The following is an 18,154-nucleotide window of genomic DNA, read 5'->3' on the forward strand; positions in this document are numbered from 1 at the left end:
TTCAACTTCATTGTTTCGATTGTTTTCGTTTGATGCCTTCTGTATGGCTGCGGCTTTATTGTCGGCTGTGTTGGCTCTTGCAATGGGCTTTTTTGGGCCTACTGATAGTTTTGAACTGCCGTCCCCTTCCACTTCTTGCCCAGTCTGGGGTTCCTTTTCCGGCAGGTACCGATGGAATTGCTGGGGATGCCACCCTTGATTCACAGATTTGGATTAGTGATCTTGCTGGTTCCTTCGATATCCTCTGGGACACTTATCTTTCTCTTGACTCGCCCTATTTCGCGATTTTGCTACAGGCAACTTCCTATATTGTTGCTGTGGGTTTTCTCTCCTGGGCGATCGCCGCTGTTTATAAGTGGCAGGCTGCTAGTTACAAACAGTTTCCTTGGCAAATGATCTACACCCCCCTTGTAGTGGTTTTGCTTTTTACCAATGGAGGTCAGCTGACTTTATTGGGTCTACAGGCTTACAAAAATCTGGTCTATGGGGCGAATAATTATCTCCTTTCCCAAACCTACAACGGGGTCGCTGGGCGAGATTTAATCAAGAATGCCAATCTCCAGCAGGGTCTTAATCAGGCTTATCAGCAAAAACGAGAATCTTGTTTTTCCCTCAGTGGTTTAGAACAGGAGCAATGCCTCGCTGAGGTTGATTCAGAAATGGATGCAGCGGCGGCAGAATTGGGGACTGACTCTACTTCGGGTTGGTCATTTCTGAATCCGGTTGGTCGCTTCTTCAATGATTTTACCCAGTTGGTGGTGACGGGTTTTCTCAGTTTCGTCGCAGGGACATTTCACATCATCATGGCCTATGCCCTTGCGGTTTGGGCTTCTTCTGCGCCCCTCTGGATTGCTATTTCTCTCTATCCGGCGGCAAAAAGTGGTCTGCAAATTTTTATCAGTGGGCTGTTTGCAGGGATGTTGAGTATTTGGATGTTCACTATTCTCCAGATTGCCCTCGCCAGTCAACAGAGCACGGCCCTTGGTTTTCACGGTTTGCTCTACCCGTTTTTAGGGGGATTAGTTAATCCTTTCCTTGCCCTTTTTGCAGGCAGTATGGGCTTTTCTGCTGTTTTTGCGGCCGCAGGGGCAGCTTTCACCACGAGTCTCAAGGCTGTTCATGGAGGGAAACGCTGATGAAACTCTTACCCCAACGTTCTCCTAATTTTCTGCCCCTCTGTGTGGTTGCTGGTCTCGTTTTGGGTGGCTTGAATCTCTTGATCAGTCTCGGTGTGATGGGCACGGTGATTAGCCTCCTAAATCAACCTGCACCAAGGTTGGTAGAAACGGCTGATGGGCTGACGCGTCATGTGGTTGCCCTAGACCATGCTGAACCAACCCCGGAATCAATTCGTCAGTTCGTGGCTTCGACCCTCTATAGCCTCTATGATTGGCGCGGCATTCTTCCCCCTGATGCACCGGAGGATCTGGGTTCGCCTCAGCCTGACCTTGGTGTGCCGATTTCTACGGGCAATGGTGAACTGAAAATTACAACAGCGACCTGGCGGGCTGGGTTTCGGCTTAGTGATGGGATTCGCAAGGATATTCTCACGCAGATTGCACTTTTGACGCCCCAGGATATTTTTACGATGCAACCCCGCACCCAGACAGCAATGACTTCTCCGGTGATTGGCGTGCCTCAAAAGGTAGAAGCAGATCTCTGGAAAGTTGACTACACAGGCCTCCTCATGGTTTTCGCGAATGGTGACAATTTAGGCGATCAAGTAGTACGTGAGCATGAAATTTATGTTCGGGTGATCGATCCCCTCGTTCCCGTTGATCAGGCGATTGACAATCCCCAAATTTCTGACCTTCAGCGGGTTGTGATGGAAGAACGGCGTGCTGGTTTAGTGATTGAGTCTATGCCGGAACGCTTACGAAATTAAGCAATTTATTAAGAATGAATTATGTCAGAAAATTTTCAGTCCTTAGACTTGGAACGTTGGGCTAATTTTGATTTTGAGACAGCAACCCCTGCTGAAAAGAGTCCGGCTTCTTTCGCGACGGATTATGCACCGTCTGATCTCTCCCAAAGTGACGTATCGGAACGTGATGCTACGACTGCGTTAGAGGATATTCCATCACTGCCACCCGCTTATCAGGAAGATTTAGAAATTGAGGTGGGTAAGGTACCTCTGTATAAACGTCCTCACCTGAAGGCGATCTTTTTTGGTTCCGGTGTTTTGCTGGTTTGTGCGCTCCTTGGGGCTGCTTTAACGCAGGGCAATAGTATTCAACTGGGCAATGCTAATCCAGAGGCGATCGCCCCTGATGTTGCTCTGGAGGAGGAAGAGGTTGATCCCGACCAGGCTAAGCTTGCGGAATTGGAGGGGGAGATTGCCTTTAGTTCCCTCAAAAATCGGGCGGCGCTCTTAGAAGAACAGCAAAAACAGCAAGTTCTCACAGGTCAATTGCAGGAACAATCCCAGCAATCAGAAGTTGCCCGAGCACCGCTGCCACCGATGGATTCAAGGACTTCGGTTTCCTCAACAGTACCTAGTCCACCACCACGGCAAAATTTTATTCCGCCTGCCCCTACGCCGATGCGTGCGGTTCCGCCTATTCCGATTACACCCACTGCCTCTCTACCAACCTCCGCCCCGCCACCGAAACAAATGATGAGTTTTGGCGCGTTGCCGGAAAATTCGGTTCAGTCTGGGGTTTCATGGCCTCGTTCTGCGCCATCGTCTTCTTCTGTTGAGGAAACGATGCGGGATGATTCGATTTTGTTGGTGCAGCAGGAAACATCTTTTCTGCAAGGCGATCGCCAATTTTTAGTGGAAGGCGGTCAATCCCTCACTGGCACGGTGACGCAACAACTGATTGCAGCAGAGAAAGCAATTCTCCATATCCACACGACGGAAGCAATTTTGGGCCTGCCTGCGAATTCACGGCTGCTGGCGGAAATTATCCAGGTGATGGATGGCTATCTGGTGGCGGAGGTGCGGGCAATTCTCCAAGGCGATCGCCCAGCTATCTTACTACCTGCTGGCACAATGACAGTTTCGGCTGCGAATGGACGGCTTTTGCAAGCCAAGACAGATCAAGGGTTTTTGCAGACTCCCCTTGGTCGGGCGTTATTGGGGGCGGGTCGAGGACTGGCGGATCAGTATATTAGCCGCTCAGAAACATTTTTCCAAACAGAATCAAGCACTTCCATCACAAAGGCTGGGGGAAATAAAGATTGGACGAGCCTTGGCAGTGCGGCCCTCAAGGGTTTAACAGATTCACTGCTGGCCGAACCGGATGCCGGATCAGCGGTGCAATTGATCCAGCCCAATACCTCTGTGCAGTTAACGATTCACGCTCCTTTTGTTCTTTCTTTATAAGGTTATTTTCGATGAAATCTTTCGCAAAGCTTTCGATGTTGACACTGATTTTCGGACTGTGGGGGGAGCCTGTCTTGGCGCAAACCCAACGGATTTCATCCGAGGCAGCACAACGTCAGGTTCCTACCATTGCGCTCAAGGTCAACCAGGGAGTTAATCTCACCTTGCCAGATGGGGTTTTGGCCTATAAAGGCTGGCTGGATGATGGTTCGCTGATTCAACTCGATGGCGATCGCCCCTTCGAGCAGGGGGCGTCTATCCTGCATTTGGTCGCTAATCAAGCAGGACAAGCCCAACTCAGCCTGGTGACCCGTGATGCAAATCAAGTGGAATCGCTCTATGTTTTTAAGCTGGTGGCAGGTTCCCAAGGCAATAGCATCGTCAATGTCACGGCCCACCCTATTAACACTACGCGAGCTTCAACGGCTCAAACTCTGAATGCGGCACAACAACTCCAACAGGGAGTTACTTTGGCGATTGAGCGACAGTTATTGGTAGAAAATTCGGAATTACATCGGGCGATTCAGGGGGCAATTGCCAAGGTTGACCAAGGCATGGCCATGGAACAAGCGGCGACTACTTTCCAACTGGATCCCCGCACCCTCGCCCAGCTTTTCCACATGGGTCAAGGCGAATCTTTACCAAATAATCCCACGCGCCAGGAACCACTATTAGTCAGAGTTGAGGGGGTTTCCGAAACTAATAATGCCGACGTTGAGGCCAGACTGACGGCTTTGGAAAATCAGGTGGAACGTTTAGATGGTCGCGTAGCCAGCTTGGATTCCCAGCAATCAGAATTTTTGGCACAATTGCAAACCCTAGACCAGCAGCAGGAAATTTTCGCCACCCTCCTGCAACGGCAAAACCAGGTAGCCCAGCGTCTTGATTCACCAAAAAGTGACCCCATTACCCTGGCGATCAATAGAGTACAGCCTCCTAGAGCTGCTTCTGCTCCTCAGGTTTTAGATCATCATCAGATTGCCAATGCGATCGCCAGAGGGCTAACAACCCATCCCGATACCCCCTACCGGAGTAGACTTTATCTGCGTTACCAAACGATGATTCGTAGTCTACGGCGTGGCTCTACCCTCTCCCAAGCAGCCCGCAGAAGTAATGTTCAACTCACCCATGTGAAATCGGTGCTGAAAAATGCGGGGGTTACACCGGAGGCGGTGGGGCTATGAAATTGCCGTTTTTTTGGATCTTGCTGGTCTTAATATTGCTGCTGAGTTTTGGCTGGGGCACCCGCAGCGCCGCGACTTCTGCGCCGACAGTCAATCTGGAAACGTTACGTTGGGCTGATTTACCGCCGATTCAAACCAGTGCTGTCTATCAAGTTGATACGGGTTTATCGGCGCAGGTTGGGTATTCCCTCGATAAACAAATTCAAGCGGGCGATCGCCTGACAGATATTTTTACCCTGGGGGATATGGCGAATACGGGAATTGCGGATTTATCGCCGCTGCAAATCGCATCCTTGGCACAGCTTGATTTACAAGATATTGCCCTGTCAACTTTTTCCCATTTCACCCAGCAATCTTTAGGTTCTCTGGTTGAGGCATTACCGACGATCAAAAATCTACCTCTAGCCAATGTTCCGCCACTAGCGGATTTGGTGACAAGTCAGGTAAGTGGGGGATTACAAGATTTACTGTCTGACAATCTTGGGACATTGCTGAACAATCCGGCGATCGCCCAACTACCTCTTTCCCAAATTCCGAATTTATCTGCTTTGTCAGTGACAGATATTCCAGGTTTGGCAGAGACAGCCCTCAAAGAATTTACAAATTGGCAGGGGATTTCTCTTAAGGATATTCCTGGTTTGGATCTAATTCCCCTGGCTGATTTGGGCATTCTATCTCCTTCGGCGATCGCCACATTGGATATTGTTTGGGGAGCGGGTGAGGCAAATGCGACCTTTCAACCCATTTCTGGCAGTACCAAAGTTGGGTTTCGTTATCCTTGCCAACAGGAAAACTGCGCCTACATCGAACTTTCGGGGCAGGGACGCCAGGGCGATCGCTGGATCAAAGGCGGCGATTCAGAGACAGGTGGGCAAATGGTGCCAGGCGGTTCTGGCTTACTGGGTCAAGCGTTCGGCAGCTTGGAACCCACAGGACGGATGCTCGGCTCAGAATTTAAGCTGATTTTGATGGATACCGATGAAACTGCGGGAACAGCGGAGTTTGGTTTGTCCACAAGGTTTTGTCAAAAAGGATTGCTTGATCTCGGTTGTACGCCCTTTATTTTTGGCCCATGGTCATTGTTTCACGCCAGGGAAAAAGATGGCATTTTTCTGGGTTTTGATAATCAACAAGCTCTTCCTAATCCCCAGGTGAGCGTCCCAGACTCGGTTCAGGCACAACTGCAAGCGGCCCAGGCCCAATACGGTGATTCGGTGTCTTCTGATGACGGTGACGATGACTGTTTGCAAAAAATACTCCAAACAGTTCCTCCTGCCCAACGCTCTGGGGTCGCCTCTCGATTGCCCTCCCTACTGGAACAGGCAGAAACCCTCAATCTTACTGAATCTCAAACGGCCTATGCGATCGCCTATCTCCTGCCCCGTAACAATCCATCTATGGAGGCGATGATCCCCAAATTAAAACAATTCATCACAACCACCAAAGTTGATTTCTTTGGAATGGGGGCAGCCTTAAATTTACCCTCAGATCAGACGACAACCCTTGCCTATAAAGCCTCTGATTACCAGGCAGTGCTCAAAGATTGCTTTTTCGGCGGTTCCTGCGGGGGCGGTAAGATGCAGCGTCCTTCGAAAGGCGTGGTCACTAGCGAGATGGGTAATCGTCTCCACCCGATTTATGGCACGTGGCGACTCCATGCGGGCATTGATGTCAGTGCAGGGATGGGAGCGCCGATCTTAGCAGCGGACTGTGGCATGGCCACCTATGTGGGCTGGGAATCAGGCTACGGCAATGTGGTTATCCTCAAGCATCAAAACAATCTCTTTACCCGCTATGCCCACATGAGTACCCAAAAAGTAGACCAGAATCAGACGGTCAAAAAAGGTCAATTGATCGGCTTGGAGGGCTCCACGGGCGGCAGCACAGGCGCACACCTCCATTTTGAAGTCCGTGACGGCGATCGCTTTGGCACTCCTCTCAATCCTCGTAATTATGTCAATTTCTAATCTTTTTAAAAAGCATTCTTTCCTTTTCTGTTGTGTACTCATGCTTGTGGGTTTCTTAGGGGTGATGCTCTCAGTCCGTTCCGACTCCGGCGATCACTCCTATCAAAGTAGTTGCCTCGCTCAACCTTTTATCGTCCTCGCTGAATACCAACAATATCAAGTGATTCAGGCGACTTCGACAGACGGGCATGGACATCATCCAGAGGAGATTTTGGTCACTGTTCAAAATGACATTTGTAGTCGCCTCAATCCCCATAGTGATAACGATTATCCCTTTAGTCGATACATCGATCCCGAAGCGGCGATCGCCCTCAATGAACAGCTCTGGCGACGCAAAATCGATGCCCAGGGCGGCAAGGAGGAGTTTGAAGCGGGTTTCGCTGCCTTTGCCCGAGAGTCCGACGAAATTTTGTATATGCCCGCTGACCGTTACCAAGCCTTGAAAAATCTAGCCATTGAGATTCCCAATAATGTCCAACCCGCAGACGAACCGCCCGCCTTCTCCGACTCCCCAACCCGACCTTAACGCCTATGTCAGCGAATTGATTTTTTCGCCGCTTGGTTTACTGTTACTGGGTTGTGGGGTTTTATTGGCGTTCATGACTTTTAAGGGCGATCGCCGCAAATCAGCCAGTCTCGGCAAAGGCAAACTCGCTACACCGCAGCAGGTCAAAAATGGCGCATTGCGCACCCTCAAACAGGTTCAAGCAGCAAAACGAGCGGATGTTGGGCTTTGGGTAGGTACACCGCAAGAGTCGGTTTTTCATTGCCACAAAGGAAAATGGCACATCGATCTTTGCTATGACTTGCGCACGCTCTATCTCAGCGACTGTACTTCTGGGATTTCTGTCCTCGGTGGTGCGGGTTCGGGGAAAAGTTTTTCGGCATTGAATCCGCTCTTTTTATCGGGGTTAGCCCAGGGCATTCCGGGGCTTTATTTCGATATCAAATATTCCACCCACTCGCCGGAAGACCCATCCCCCACGGCTTTGATTGCGGGTTATGCCAAGCGGTTGAATTACGAAGTCGGCTTATTTGCACCGGGTAAACCGGAATCTCTTTGCTGCAATGTTCTTGATTTTATTCGTCACCCAGAAGATGCGGCAATGGCACGACAAATCGCGAAAGTCCTCTATCTAAACCTAAATCCTCAAGCTCTGAAGGGCGGTTCGAATCCCTTTTTCACAGAGGCAACGACCTCATTTTTAGCGGGGGTGATGCTGCTGGCAAAACAAACGGACTGCCCAGATCTGGTGATGTGCCGCGCCTTAACCCGCCTGCCCAGCCCCCAACTTCAAGCCATTGTCGATTCCCAACCGGAGGCGATTCGCATGGTGTTTGATGCGGTGGTGGATGTGTTTGGCGTTGAGGAAACCTATGGCAGTATCAAGGCGACATTTGCCAATCTCTTGAGCGGCTTATTGATGCCTGATTTGCTGCCGGCGATCTGCGGTAAAACAACGATTCCCTTGGATTTGGATGAACGCAAAATCCTCATCTGTGGCAGTGATGCGGAACGGGGCGAGATTGTGAACCCGATTTTGGCGACGGTGATCCACCTTCTCACAAACCGTAATTTGCTCAAACCCCGTCAACGCCCTTTTTTACTCTGGCTGGATGAAATTTCCCAGATTTATCTTCCCTCGGCGGAAGATTGGCCGAATATTCACCGCTCGGCGGGTTTGGTGATGGCAATCGGGGTGCAATTTCCTGAAGTCCTTGAAAAACGGTATGGCAAGGATGGGGCGAGTCGTCTATTAAAAGCCTGTGCGACGCAATTGGTGTTTCAGGCGAATGATATTGCGGATGCGGAAAAGTACTCGAAGTCGGTCGGTAATCGGGATGTGGAGTACGACACCAAAGGGCGATCTCGGCAAAAGAGCGGCAGTTCCACCAGTGATACGGAGCATAAACAATCTGTTGCCATCATTGACCCTAGTGAAATTCTGCAACTCTCCCAGGGTAAAGCCATCATCTGGAATCGCGGGATCGGCGATCGCCACGGTTCCCGCATCCCCTTAATTCAGACCATTCGCATTCCAGAACATGATCTCAAAGCCTTCAAGGCATCCACTGCCGACTGGGAAATCCTCAAACAGCAGTTTTTAAAGACGGCATTGCCCCATTTCACGCAGCGAGATTTTCAACGACGGGACTTGGCTCTAGTTTCTGCCTATCAAGGGATTTGTCCTGAACTAGAAACAGCCATAAGCCCGATAAATCAAGAAGTTGACCTCGACCAACTCCGCCAAGATGCCCATGCTTTTCGGGCGATCGATGCCCCAGAAACTGCCGACTTAATTGCTGCTGTTTTTTAAGTCTGAAATTAATTTCAATTCTTTGTCCGAATTCTCGCCTCCTTTTTCTCTTACTCCATAGAAGGCAGTTTTTGCCTTTATACCAATACTTTGAGGTACTCTCCCATGCTTATGGATTCCGACCAAAAACTCATTGACGACCTCCCAGAAGTAATCCGTGCCAAGGTCGATTTTTCTGAATCTCTCGGTTTGCTCACAGGTCAAGGTTGGGACGCTGAACCGCTGCCTGACGGTTACCTGCCTGAATTCGTTGAGATCTATGCCAATGGTGCAGATGACACCTGTTTGATGATTCAAGATGGTCGTCTGGCCTACATTGATCCTGACTTTCTTGGCGATCGCACTACCTCCACCTTTGTCCTCGTCATCGACGAAATCCCCCGCTATGTCCAAGTCCACGGCGAACTCATTCTTGACACTTTAGGTGGCTGTTTATTACCCGATATTTTATTATCTCCCGCTGCTCAAATGTCTTGTTTACTCAAGGCTTTAAAACAATAGTCTCGATTTTTGTTTGACTTTATTTTTGAGGAATCTATGGATATTCAACAATCTAGTGACCAGCAATCTGCCCGTGACATTACCAACAGTTCCGTTGAAGCAACTCAACTGACCCTTTCAGCCCTTGATCAATTTCTTCAAAAGCTCCTTCAATTGGGTATGAAAGATGATCAAGAGATCACCATTCGGGTCGGCTCTAAGAAAATTTATGATGGTGCTGTTGGCGGAAATGGCAAACGCTCTAAACTCACCCCGAAAGAAACCAAAACTCTCAGGGAAGCTTTTTCGCCTCAGAAAAATTCCGGTTCTGTGCGCATTCTTGACAAGAAGAATACCCTCTTATTTAAGAGTAAAGAAGGACAGATTGCCAAGAACTTACTGTCTCATTTCCAAGCTGAAACTATTACCCCTAAAACCCCTGATCCTGATGCTATAGTATCGCCTTCATCTGAAACTACGTCTAGGGTAGTGGCAGAACCGGAAATTGCGTCGCCTGTCTCCCAGGAACAGTTTGATGACCTACAAAATCAGCTTCATGTAACGAATGAAAAACTTCATGAGCTGCAAGCACGGTTGGATAATTTGGTGAAAAGTCGTCCCTTTAATCCCACCCCGGTTCATACTCCGAATCAACGGGTTGGTGACTGGTTTAATCAGCAGCGCAACATGGTCGCCGATAAACTGCGTGGTTTAGCAAATCAGTTTTCTGTCACTGCCTCCCAGAAGTTTAAGCAAACCCACAACCAGGTCAAGCAACAAATCCATCAAACCCTTAGCCATACTGGACAACAGGCAGCAACAGTTTTTATGCAAAATTTTGTTGAACCTGCGGTTAAGGTCGTTGTCAGTCAGATGGAAAAAATTGGCGAGGTGGAGGTCGCTCAAGACGGCACTAAAACTTTCCAAACCAACGCTATTTCTTGGCAAATTACCCCTGACGGTGGCGTGAATTTAACCCGCAAGACTGACAATCAAAAAATTACGCCGACCTCTGCAACCCCGAAGGACATGAACATTCTCCAGAGTTTTGTTCAACAAGCCCATGAACGCTATGGACAATCCCAGAAGCTGCTCCCCCAGGCGGCTTCAGTGGAAAATCACCCACCTAGCCACCGTTCCCAGATTCAGAAGGCATAGATCATGGAAGCATTTGCCCTTATCTATTTTGCTCACAAACTGATCTCGTTTATGGGATTTATCCTCTATCGAGGTCGCTGGCTTTGGGTCTGTCTGCTGGTCATCGAAGGAACGGGCAGTTTTGTCCTTAATCGTTCCTTTCTACGGATAGCTTTTGGCTCTCCTCCCGCCCTTGAATGTCCGGTACAACGCTAAATTTTCGTTTTTGACATCCTTCGGGATGTTTTTTTACGGAGGTCATTTGATAGCGTATATGCTATCTTTAGGGCATGGTTCCCCGCATTGTCTTAAATACCAATGTTTTTGTGAGTGCTTTAATTAGTGCTTCTGGCTTGAGTCGAGAGCTGCTTCGTCGCTGCCTTCAGGGTCAATGCTTACCACTCATGGGCAATGCTTTGTTTACTGAGTACGAATCAGTGATTCACCGCAAAGATGTTCTCACTCGATGCCCTCTCTCTCCTGATGAAATTCAGACGTTATTGGCGGCACTTATGGGGGTTTGTCAGTGGGTTTCTATTTACTATCTCTGGCGACCTAATCTACAGGATGAAGGCGATAATCATTTGCTGGAATTGGCGATCGCCGGCAATGCGCGAGCCATTATTACGGGGAATACCAAAGATTTCCAAAGGGCTGAACTACTCTTTCCTGATTTATTAATTCTTACACCAGAAATGTTTATACGGAGGTTACAAGATGGCAACATTAACAATTCGTCTTCCTGATGATAAACACTCTCGTCTCAAGGAATTAGCGAAGGCAAGGGGGATTAGCCTAAATAAATTGATGGAAGAATTTTCTAATATTGCTCTCGCTGAGTTTGATGCCCACACTCGCTTTAAGGTACTAGCTGCAATGGGTAATCAGGCTCAGGGTTTAGCCCTGTTAGATAAGCTTGATCTGCATTTTTCGCAATCTTAATTTAGCCTTCTTGTGAGCTGACTCCTTTCAGTTCCAGAGTATAGATGAGGATTACCTCAACCTTCATCCCTTTTAACTATGAATCTAGAGGTGTGCGTGACAAGCACCAAATCATTGAGAAGCCTATGGAGCGAAAGTTTCACGTCCGATTCTGGAGACGAGTGGTTCTAGCGAGGGAATCACTTAGCTTAACCAATTACCCATCTTTAAACACCGCCAGATATGGAGCATAGCAAAAAGCTCTATTCCGTTTCTGTCCTGTGATTTCCTCCAGTAAACCAATATTACAAAGGTCTTTCACCAATCTATTCGCATTGGGATAGGATAACCTCGTCACCTCCATGGCATGTTCCACCGTGAAGATCGGCTTAAAATAAAGCGTTTCTAATAAAGCGATGGCATTCCCCGACTTTCGCCCCATCCGCTCCAACAGTAAAATACGGTGCTCCTCCTTTAGTTGGACAATCTGCCGTGCTGTCCTTGCCGCCTCATTTGCCGTTTCTGCAATCCCCCGCAGGAAAAACTTTAACCAACTCTCCCAATCCCCTGCATCTCGAACCCCCTGCAACAGGTCGTAATAACGAGTTCGATACTTCTTAAAATAGTAGGAAATATAAAGTAAAGGTCGCTGGAGGATTTGCTGCTCACAGAGCAAAAAAGTAATCAATAAACGACCCGCCCGACCATTCCCATCCAAAAACGGGTGAATCGTCTCGAACTGCGCATGGGCTAAACCAATCTTGAGCAACGGCGGCATAGGTCGCGGATCATGTAAAAACTTTTCTAAATTATCCAAACACAGCTTCATCTCATGGGGTGGCGGCGGTACATAACTCGCATCTTGAAGCGTACAACCACCCGCCCCAATCCAATTCTGAGTACGGCGAAACTCCCCCGGACTCCGTTCAGCACCTCGAACTCCCTGCATCAATTTTTTATGGATTTCTCGAATTAAGCGCAAGGAGACAGGTAACGACTGTAAACGCTCCAAACCGTAATTCACCGCCGCAATATAGTTAACGACTTCCTCCACATCCTGTGGATTATCCGGATCCAAAGTCTGAGATTCAAACTCCAGTACATCAATCAGAGAAGCCTGAGTCCCTTCAATCTGACTCGATAATACTGCCTCTTTACGAACATACATAAAAACAAATAGATCAGGATTCGGTAATGCATCCGTCGAACCATCCAGACGACCCAATGCCCGATCTGCCAAAGAAAGTAAATTCCACATTTCCTGATCCATCTCAATCTCAGGACTTGGTGGCAATGGCTTCGGAATAAACGCCCGATAGCCCTCTACTTGTTGCACATACTGACCCGCTCGGTTGGCGATCGCCATAATTATCGCTTTCGTTAATACTGAACCAATTCCAAGGTTATATTATCGAAAAAGTGCTTATTTCGTTAATATGACGGCAGTCCTACAGGAATAAGGATAGCTTCAGAAGCAAAGACAATTTTCAAGCATTGCCATAATTTTCGTGATAAGCGAGGAAATGGGCTTAGAAGATTAATTCACCGTTAAACACTCCGGCTTTAGTCGACCCTCATCAAAATTCTTCTTGCTCTGAAGCCTTTGCCTCATAAGTTTTTCAAGATATCTTTACATTTTTAGGACTACCAATTTTTTCAGAATTGCCGATCTGTTGATGACCCTTACCATGGATGTCTTTTTTTATAGGCTAGCCGAGTCAAGTTAGACTAAGGAAAGATTGTTATTGCATTACCCATTGTTAGTGAAGCTATCACCAACAAAATTAGAGTCCTTGACCTTGTTGCCTTGAATTGAAACTAAGTTCCAGAACTAGCTATGACTTTTCAAGATATTCAAACCCAAGTCCGGCAACTCCCTGATGCTGACAAATGGCAACTGGTCAGAATCCTGTTGGATGAACTCCAACCACACGAAACAACACCATCAATGGCTGACATTTCAACCACTCCCTCAGAAGCAGCAGATGACCTGAGCCCTTGGATTCAGCAACTAATTGGCATTGCTCAGCTCGAACCTGTGACAGATCCTACGGAACTATACATCGATTATCTAGAGGAGAAATACAGTTGAGAAATATCCTTTTTGATAGTGATGTCATCATCGATGTCCTAACCAAACGGGAACCTTTCTTCATAGAGTCTGCCAGAGCCCTAGACTTTGCCGCCCACGACCCAGGGATAAACTTATATATTGCTGCCCATGCCGTCACCAATATTTTCTACATTGTTCGTCGTTCCCTGGGGGTAACTGAAACCCGTCAGAGTATCAAACACCTACTACAGAAAATAGAAGTCGCTGGGGTTAACGATGCCATTATTCGCGATGCTCTAGCTACTAACCTCAAGGACTTTGAAGATGCTGTTAACATTAAAACTGCTGAGGCAATCAACGCAGAACTGATCATCACTAGAAATCTCCCAGATTATGAGGGTGCTGATGTACCAGCTATTTCCCCAACTACCTTTCTAGGAATGAGTACAAAATCTTGAATGGAGTCCATGCGAACGGGACTCAGGCAAAAGAAAATGGGAGATCGGGAGAGCCTACTGACAGCCAATCAGACTATGAGCGCTGAGATCACCCATGGATTAGATGTTTAATCTGTGCTTGGGATTTAGTTTCCATTGTAAACGCTGTAACTCTTGTTCTATCTGTATTTGATAGCTTTTGACATCTTCGGGAATCCCTTGCTTTCGCCGTGCATCGAGGGTGTTGCTCTGGTGCAGGATTTTGGTTCTATCCTGGGGATGGGCCGTGTAGGAGATCGCCGTATCGATCATGAGTTCAGTCAACTTCCGTCCCTGTCCTTGGGTTTTGAGCAGATAATTCCTCAGTTTGAGATATTCATTGCGATAGTGCTGATCGGCTTCCCAAGTTAATGGGATGGCATGATCTAATACATCTAAAAACCGCTCTTTGCCTTGTTTGACAATCAAATCATCGATGCCTTTGCCTTCGTGGGACTGCCATTTCAAAACTGAAACTTTACAGCCTGCTTCGGCTAATAATTCTCCGGTTCGTACTAAATCACGGCGTACATTTTGCACGGTGCTTTGTTTGGTGTCTTGGTCAAAGGCCATCAGGATTTTTCGTCCGCTTGTTGCGAATACCGCCAATTCTGGATGGAGTCTACGTTTCGGCAATTCCACGCCATTCTCCCTTGATCGATATCCCCCCGTGACACTGGGCAGGGCGATCGCCGCATAGCCTTGACTAAGAACCGATTCTGCTTTTTTCTTTCCTTCCACTGGGATAATAGGAATTTCTGGGTACCAGTAGACACAGGGCCAAAAACCGCTCCTTCGTTCTTCAGTACTAGGGTTGACACCGTATCTTGTATAGATTTTTTCAGCAAGTTGTTCAGGCACCCTGGGAAAGATAATGCCCTTCGGGATCCCTCTGGGAGCTTCATATTTACGGTATTGGTCACTGCCTTTTTGCTGGGTTTTGCGCCAATCGAGACGAGGATGATCCGCTTTAAATTCCCCAAAGGTCTTTTCTGGAGGGATTTCACCGATCTGTAACGTTGGTAATTTTGTGGCATCAATGCCGCCATCAGCCCAGACGCCCCCCTCCGCAACAGTGGCATATTGATCCATCACCCGCTTCATGGGTTGGGTGACATACTGACCACTGCCTAGAGTCGCCAAATGGTCTTCCAGCAGCCGTTCATAGACATCCATCCCTGCCAATGATTCAGCGTTGAGGGCAGCTACCTCTGGGGCAATGCCTGATTTTTCTACGCGCTCTAACCAATGTTCTTCTGTCAAATGTAATGGTGCTGGAGGTGGCGTTAATTTGATGCCTTGTTCCTTAAGGAGTTCAGAGGGATTGAGCTGATTATGGGAAATGTCTGCCAGTTCACCCAGTTTCTGGGCATTGGTTGTCCAGATTTTGACATCATATTTGGCTCGGGATAAGGCGACCAAAACGCTTTCACGGTTGACGGTGGGGTCATTGCCAAAACTGACGAAGACTTGTTTCGCGGTTTTACCCTGACTAGAGTAGACGGTGCCTACCAGGGCATGGTCACAGTGGTTCAAGTTATCCAGGGAGAATTGATCCAATCTTTCCTTATCATCAACAACGCTGACTAAGCGGGTCAGGGGATCAATGCCGATGATCGTAAACTCCCGGCCATTGGTACGTTTCTGGGGGCGGTTATTCCTCGTCCACTTCAGGCGATCGCCCACGGCAATCGATAAATTATGTTTCACAAAAACCTCTGTTTTGAGGGGATATCGCAAACCCTTCATATTGAGGGTGATGTGGTCATTGAGGGTCACGTCATCACCAGAGATTTTCGTGATCTGATAACGTTTGGAGCGTTTGAGGCAATTGTGGTCTTTGAGCGGAATCAAGACATCGCCGACAGTATAGAAGCGGGCATGCTGCTTCTGCTCCTCGGTCGTATCCTTGCGGCTCAAGGTTTCGGTTAGGTATTCAGTTTCCTGAATCTTGCCTGCTTGTTTTAATCCCTGGCGAAGCTGCTGGATAAGGGCATGGCGTTCCCGGTGGGTGCCAGACAATAGCAACGTTTCGACCCGTTCTGCTTCACTCAACTTCAGGTAGGCTGTGGCCATCTGTTGGGCACGGTCTTCGATATCTGGGGTTTCAGAGACTTTCTCATGTTTCTGCAACCAGGCGATCGCCTCCCCGCCGAGGTTGTGATAGGTCAGTTGAACGGCTCTGGCGATGATGGAATCTTTCTGGCGGAGGAAATCCTTGAGGTGACTGGCACTGAGGCCATTATCAATCAAAGATTTAAAGGGAGCACCAGCATTGATGGCGGTTAACTGTTTTGGATCTCCCACCAGCAGAATTTGAGCATTATGCTGGCTAGACTTTTGTAGGATCAGGTAGGCTTCTTGGGCAGACAGTTTTCCAGCTTCATCAATGATCCACAGCTGTCGTCTTTTGGTTGGTTCATTCTGTTGGAGGAGATGGTAAGCAACCGTATCTGTACCAATGTCAACCTCATCAGCGAGGACTTCGGCGCTACTGGCATCAGGGGCGAAACCAGATACTTCAATGCCTTGGGCCTTGGCGATATTCACCAGGGTTTGGAGGGTAAAGGTTTTGCCAGCACCGGCGACTCCCACCCAACCAATAATGCGGTCTTGACTTGTCAAAGTATGCTTCACAGCATCAGCTTGGGAGGAGGTTAGATTTTCTGGAAGGTGAATTTCTTGATTTTTGAGCATCGGTGACAGTTGATTTTGGCCCTTTTCCATCAAGGCAATGGTGATTCTTTCCCGCGCTAGACTTTCTGCTGTTGCCAATCGCCGCCCTTCACGGAGCAATCGATGCGAATTCTCGATTGCTGCTTCAATTGCCTCAAAAGTCTTGCCTGTTGGTTCCGCTACGATAAAAGCCTCTAGATCTTCCTGAGTAAAAATGGCAGTTCGTTCCTCGCTGTGACGAATGGCTTGGTCAACCAATACCGTTAGATTCTTCTCAATGACCGCATTACTGGGGTTTGGGATGGGATGTTCAATGTCTAGTTCTGTCGCTGTGTTTTGCCATTCTGCTAGCAATACTTGCCGGTCTACATCATGCTGTTTGATTTTTCGGGTAGCAAATAAAGCCCTGACCCGATTTGCTGTTGTGTCTTCTAGTCCTTCTGTTTTCAGATACTCCAGAATCTGCTGATGGCGATCGCTAAATCCTTCGATCTGCTCCCGTGTATAGCCTTGTAGTTCAAAATAGCCATCTCCTCTCATTTCAATCCCATAGCCCAGTTTTTGGACTTCATGGGCCAGCTCATTTTGATAGAGTCTCCCCAGCAATATTCTGTGTTGATAGAGCTTTTGGTTTACCCCTGAACGCCAGACACCTACTTCATCCTGGGCAATATTCATCACCAGGCAATGGGTATGTAGATTTGGCTCTAGTTCACGGTTCGTATCATGGAGAAATTTCGCTACACATAGATTATCCACTGACGTAATTTGTTTATTGATTCGCGTCTCGGCATAGCGCGTTTCAACTAAGCTTAAGATTCGGTTCACAACTTTGTCATGGGCTGCAACCAGTCGTTGGTCTCCTCCCACCAAAGCAGCAATTGAAATGGACTTTGGCGCAGAAAAAGTTAGATCCGTACCGGCCCTCGCTTCTTTTCCTTTTGGTGGAGCGGCCCGTAACTGTCGCTGACCATCTGGCGTTAAACCCTGCAATACATGGCGAACAACCTTGGGCGTATGGATCTGCCCTGACAACCCCAATGATTCAGCTCCCTTTCCCCACCATTCTGAAAATTCAACTTGTTCTGCCTCGGCGTAATAATTTTCCTTGTAGTAGCTCCCCGCTTTTGCTGGGGTCATCGTGGCGATGGTCAACATACCTAAAATTTCCTCTGTTTTTAGGTAAGAGAGAATCCGCCTCAAAATTCGGATATTTTTTGCTGAATTTAAAAAAACTTCCAGAGGTGCGTAATGTGTGGGGAAATTTCCTCGGCTTGACCAGTGGGCTACGCTTTTGCTGATAGACAAGTTTGCGCCAATATCTCGCCACTTTTGCGCCAACTTTTGACCTATTTTGCGCCATATTTGAGCCAACTTTTGTCTATATTCTCAATAGCTTGCCATTTTTGTCTATTAATTGAGAATCAAATTCTCTTTTCAGCTCGTAAATTCCGGCGATCGCCTAAAAATGGCGCATTTGTGGCGCAAACTTGGCGAATAATTGGCACCCTCCCAAAAACTCCTTTTCCCCTGCAAAACTTTTTTTTCTAACTTTCCCAAAAATTTTTCTGATTTTTATCCGAACTTTCTTGCCTCTTCGCTCTATTCAGACAG

General features: G+C 47.9%; 16 protein-coding genes. 14 read left to right on the forward strand and 2 right to left on the reverse strand.

Going from position 1 to position 18,154, the window contains the following annotated elements; translation table 11 throughout:
- The first annotated feature begins 32 nt into the window (after positions 1 to 32).
- The 12 genes from AWQ21_RS14825 to AWQ21_RS14875 all read left to right on the forward strand — a co-directional run bounded on the left by AWQ21_RS14825 (position 33) and on the right by AWQ21_RS14875 (position 11,356).
- Positions 33 to 1,136, forward strand: a complete 1,104-nt coding sequence (locus AWQ21_RS14825; protein ID WP_198159742.1) for a hypothetical protein — start codon at positions 33 to 35, stop codon at positions 1,134 to 1,136.
- Complete coding sequence (locus AWQ21_RS14830) at positions 1,136 to 1,885, forward strand: hypothetical protein (RefSeq protein ID WP_065715469.1); 750 nt, start codon at positions 1,136 to 1,138, stop codon at positions 1,883 to 1,885. The genes AWQ21_RS14825 and AWQ21_RS14830 overlap by 1 nt, the downstream gene beginning before the upstream one ends.
- Before the next feature lie 21 nt (positions 1,886 to 1,906).
- The gene (locus tag AWQ21_RS16580) at positions 1,907 to 3,328 is read left to right on the forward strand and encodes a hypothetical protein (RefSeq protein ID WP_065715470.1); all 1,422 of its coding nucleotides are present in this window, start codon (positions 1,907 to 1,909) and stop codon (positions 3,326 to 3,328) included.
- An 11-nt stretch (positions 3,329 to 3,339) separates the two neighbouring features.
- On the forward strand, positions 3,340 to 4,512 hold the full coding sequence (locus AWQ21_RS14840) for a hypothetical protein (RefSeq protein WP_232315175.1): 1,173 nt from the start codon (positions 3,340 to 3,342) through the stop codon (positions 4,510 to 4,512).
- The gene (locus AWQ21_RS14845; RefSeq protein ID WP_065715472.1) at positions 4,509 to 6,479 is read left to right on the forward strand and encodes a M23 family metallopeptidase; all 1,971 of its coding nucleotides are present in this window, start codon (positions 4,509 to 4,511) and stop codon (positions 6,477 to 6,479) included. The genes AWQ21_RS14840 and AWQ21_RS14845 overlap by 4 nt, the downstream gene beginning before the upstream one ends.
- Before the next feature lie 40 nt (positions 6,480 to 6,519).
- On the forward strand, positions 6,520 to 7,005 hold the full coding sequence (locus tag AWQ21_RS14850) for a hypothetical protein (RefSeq protein ID WP_065715473.1): 486 nt from the start codon (positions 6,520 to 6,522) through the stop codon (positions 7,003 to 7,005).
- Entirely contained in the window at positions 6,950 to 8,797 is a 1,848-nt protein-coding gene (locus AWQ21_RS14855) for a type IV secretory system conjugative DNA transfer family protein (RefSeq protein ID WP_083998089.1), read from the forward strand. The genes AWQ21_RS14850 and AWQ21_RS14855 overlap by 56 nt, the downstream gene beginning before the upstream one ends.
- A gap of 105 nt (positions 8,798 to 8,902) precedes the next feature.
- Positions 8,903 to 9,298 carry a hypothetical protein gene (locus AWQ21_RS14860; protein WP_065711956.1) on the forward strand — a complete coding sequence of 132 codons (396 nt, stop codon included), beginning with the start codon at positions 8,903 to 8,905 and terminating at the stop codon, positions 9,296 to 9,298.
- 36 nt (positions 9,299 to 9,334) lie between these two features.
- The gene (locus AWQ21_RS14865) at positions 9,335 to 10,435 is read left to right on the forward strand and encodes a hypothetical protein (RefSeq protein ID WP_065715476.1); all 1,101 of its coding nucleotides are present in this window, start codon (positions 9,335 to 9,337) and stop codon (positions 10,433 to 10,435) included.
- A 51-nt stretch (positions 10,436 to 10,486) separates the two neighbouring features.
- Complete coding sequence (locus AWQ21_RS16320; RefSeq protein ID WP_157094807.1) at positions 10,487 to 10,630, forward strand: hypothetical protein; 144 nt, start codon at positions 10,487 to 10,489, stop codon at positions 10,628 to 10,630.
- A 74-nt stretch (positions 10,631 to 10,704) separates the two neighbouring features.
- A complete protein-coding gene (locus AWQ21_RS14870) occupies positions 10,705 to 11,160 on the forward strand; it encodes a putative toxin-antitoxin system toxin component, PIN family (RefSeq protein ID WP_065715477.1) in 456 nt (151 codons plus the stop codon).
- A complete protein-coding gene (locus tag AWQ21_RS14875) occupies positions 11,132 to 11,356 on the forward strand; it encodes a toxin-antitoxin system HicB family antitoxin (RefSeq protein WP_065715478.1) in 225 nt (74 codons plus the stop codon). The genes AWQ21_RS14870 and AWQ21_RS14875 overlap by 29 nt, the downstream gene beginning before the upstream one ends.
- A 196-nt stretch (positions 11,357 to 11,552) precedes the next feature.
- Here the strand turns inward: AWQ21_RS14875 and AWQ21_RS14880 are convergent, their stop codons facing one another.
- Complete coding sequence (locus tag AWQ21_RS14880; RefSeq protein WP_030008288.1) at positions 11,553 to 12,701, reverse strand: Fic family protein; 1,149 nt, start codon at positions 12,699 to 12,701, stop codon at positions 11,553 to 11,555.
- A gap of 471 nt (positions 12,702 to 13,172) precedes the next feature.
- Here AWQ21_RS14880 and AWQ21_RS14885 point away from each other — a divergent pair, with 471 nt between their 5' ends.
- Both AWQ21_RS14885 and AWQ21_RS14890 read left to right on the forward strand, forming a co-directional pair.
- Complete coding sequence (locus AWQ21_RS14885) at positions 13,173 to 13,427, forward strand: hypothetical protein (RefSeq protein ID WP_065715479.1); 255 nt, start codon at positions 13,173 to 13,175, stop codon at positions 13,425 to 13,427.
- Complete coding sequence (locus AWQ21_RS14890) at positions 13,424 to 13,846, forward strand: PIN domain-containing protein (protein WP_065715480.1); 423 nt, start codon at positions 13,424 to 13,426, stop codon at positions 13,844 to 13,846. Before AWQ21_RS14885 ends, AWQ21_RS14890 begins: the two co-directional genes overlap by 4 nt.
- A 99-nt stretch (positions 13,847 to 13,945) precedes the next feature.
- Here the strand turns inward: AWQ21_RS14890 and mobF are convergent, their stop codons facing one another.
- The gene (gene mobF / locus AWQ21_RS14895; RefSeq protein ID WP_065715481.1) at positions 13,946 to 17,698 is read right to left on the reverse strand and encodes a MobF family relaxase; all 3,753 of its coding nucleotides are present in this window, start codon (positions 17,696 to 17,698) and stop codon (positions 13,946 to 13,948) included.
- Positions 17,699 to 18,154: the final 456 nt, after the last annotated feature.

The organism is Picosynechococcus sp. PCC 7003 (assembly GCF_001693255.1).
Lineage (GTDB): Bacteria > Cyanobacteriota > Cyanobacteriia > Cyanobacteriales > MRBY01 > MRBY01.

Coding starts and splice junctions, on each gene's coding strand:
- AWQ21_RS14865 (WP_065715476.1), top strand. CDS start 9,335: ATGGATATTCAACAATCTAGTGACCAGCAATCTGCCCGTGACATTACC.
- AWQ21_RS16320 (WP_157094807.1), top strand. CDS start 10,487: ATGGGATTTATCCTCTATCGAGGTCGCTGGCTTTGGGTCTGTCTGCTG.
- AWQ21_RS16580 (WP_065715470.1), top strand. CDS start 1,907: ATGTCAGAAAATTTTCAGTCCTTAGACTTGGAACGTTGGGCTAATTTT.
- AWQ21_RS14860 (WP_065711956.1), top strand. CDS start 8,903: ATGCTTATGGATTCCGACCAAAAACTCATTGACGACCTCCCAGAAGTA.
- AWQ21_RS14840 (WP_232315175.1), top strand. CDS start 3,340: ATGAAATCTTTCGCAAAGCTTTCGATGTTGACACTGATTTTCGGACTG.
- AWQ21_RS14825 (WP_198159742.1), top strand. CDS start 33: ATGCCTTCTGTATGGCTGCGGCTTTATTGTCGGCTGTGTTGGCTCTTG.
- AWQ21_RS14885 (WP_065715479.1), top strand. CDS start 13,173: ATGACTTTTCAAGATATTCAAACCCAAGTCCGGCAACTCCCTGATGCT.
- AWQ21_RS14830 (WP_065715469.1), top strand. CDS start 1,136: ATGAAACTCTTACCCCAACGTTCTCCTAATTTTCTGCCCCTCTGTGTG.
- AWQ21_RS14875 (WP_065715478.1), top strand. CDS start 11,132: ATGGCAACATTAACAATTCGTCTTCCTGATGATAAACACTCTCGTCTC.
- mobF (WP_065715481.1), bottom strand. CDS start 17,698: ATGTTGACCATCGCCACGATGACCCCAGCAAAAGCGGGGAGCTACTAC.
- AWQ21_RS14880 (WP_030008288.1), bottom strand. CDS start 12,701: ATGGCGATCGCCAACCGAGCGGGTCAGTATGTGCAACAAGTAGAGGGC.
- AWQ21_RS14845 (WP_065715472.1), top strand. CDS start 4,509: ATGAAATTGCCGTTTTTTTGGATCTTGCTGGTCTTAATATTGCTGCTG.
- AWQ21_RS14855 (WP_083998089.1), top strand. CDS start 6,950: ATGTCCAACCCGCAGACGAACCGCCCGCCTTCTCCGACTCCCCAACCC.
- AWQ21_RS14850 (WP_065715473.1), top strand. CDS start 6,520: ATGCTTGTGGGTTTCTTAGGGGTGATGCTCTCAGTCCGTTCCGACTCC.
- AWQ21_RS14870 (WP_065715477.1), top strand. CDS start 10,705: ATGGTTCCCCGCATTGTCTTAAATACCAATGTTTTTGTGAGTGCTTTA.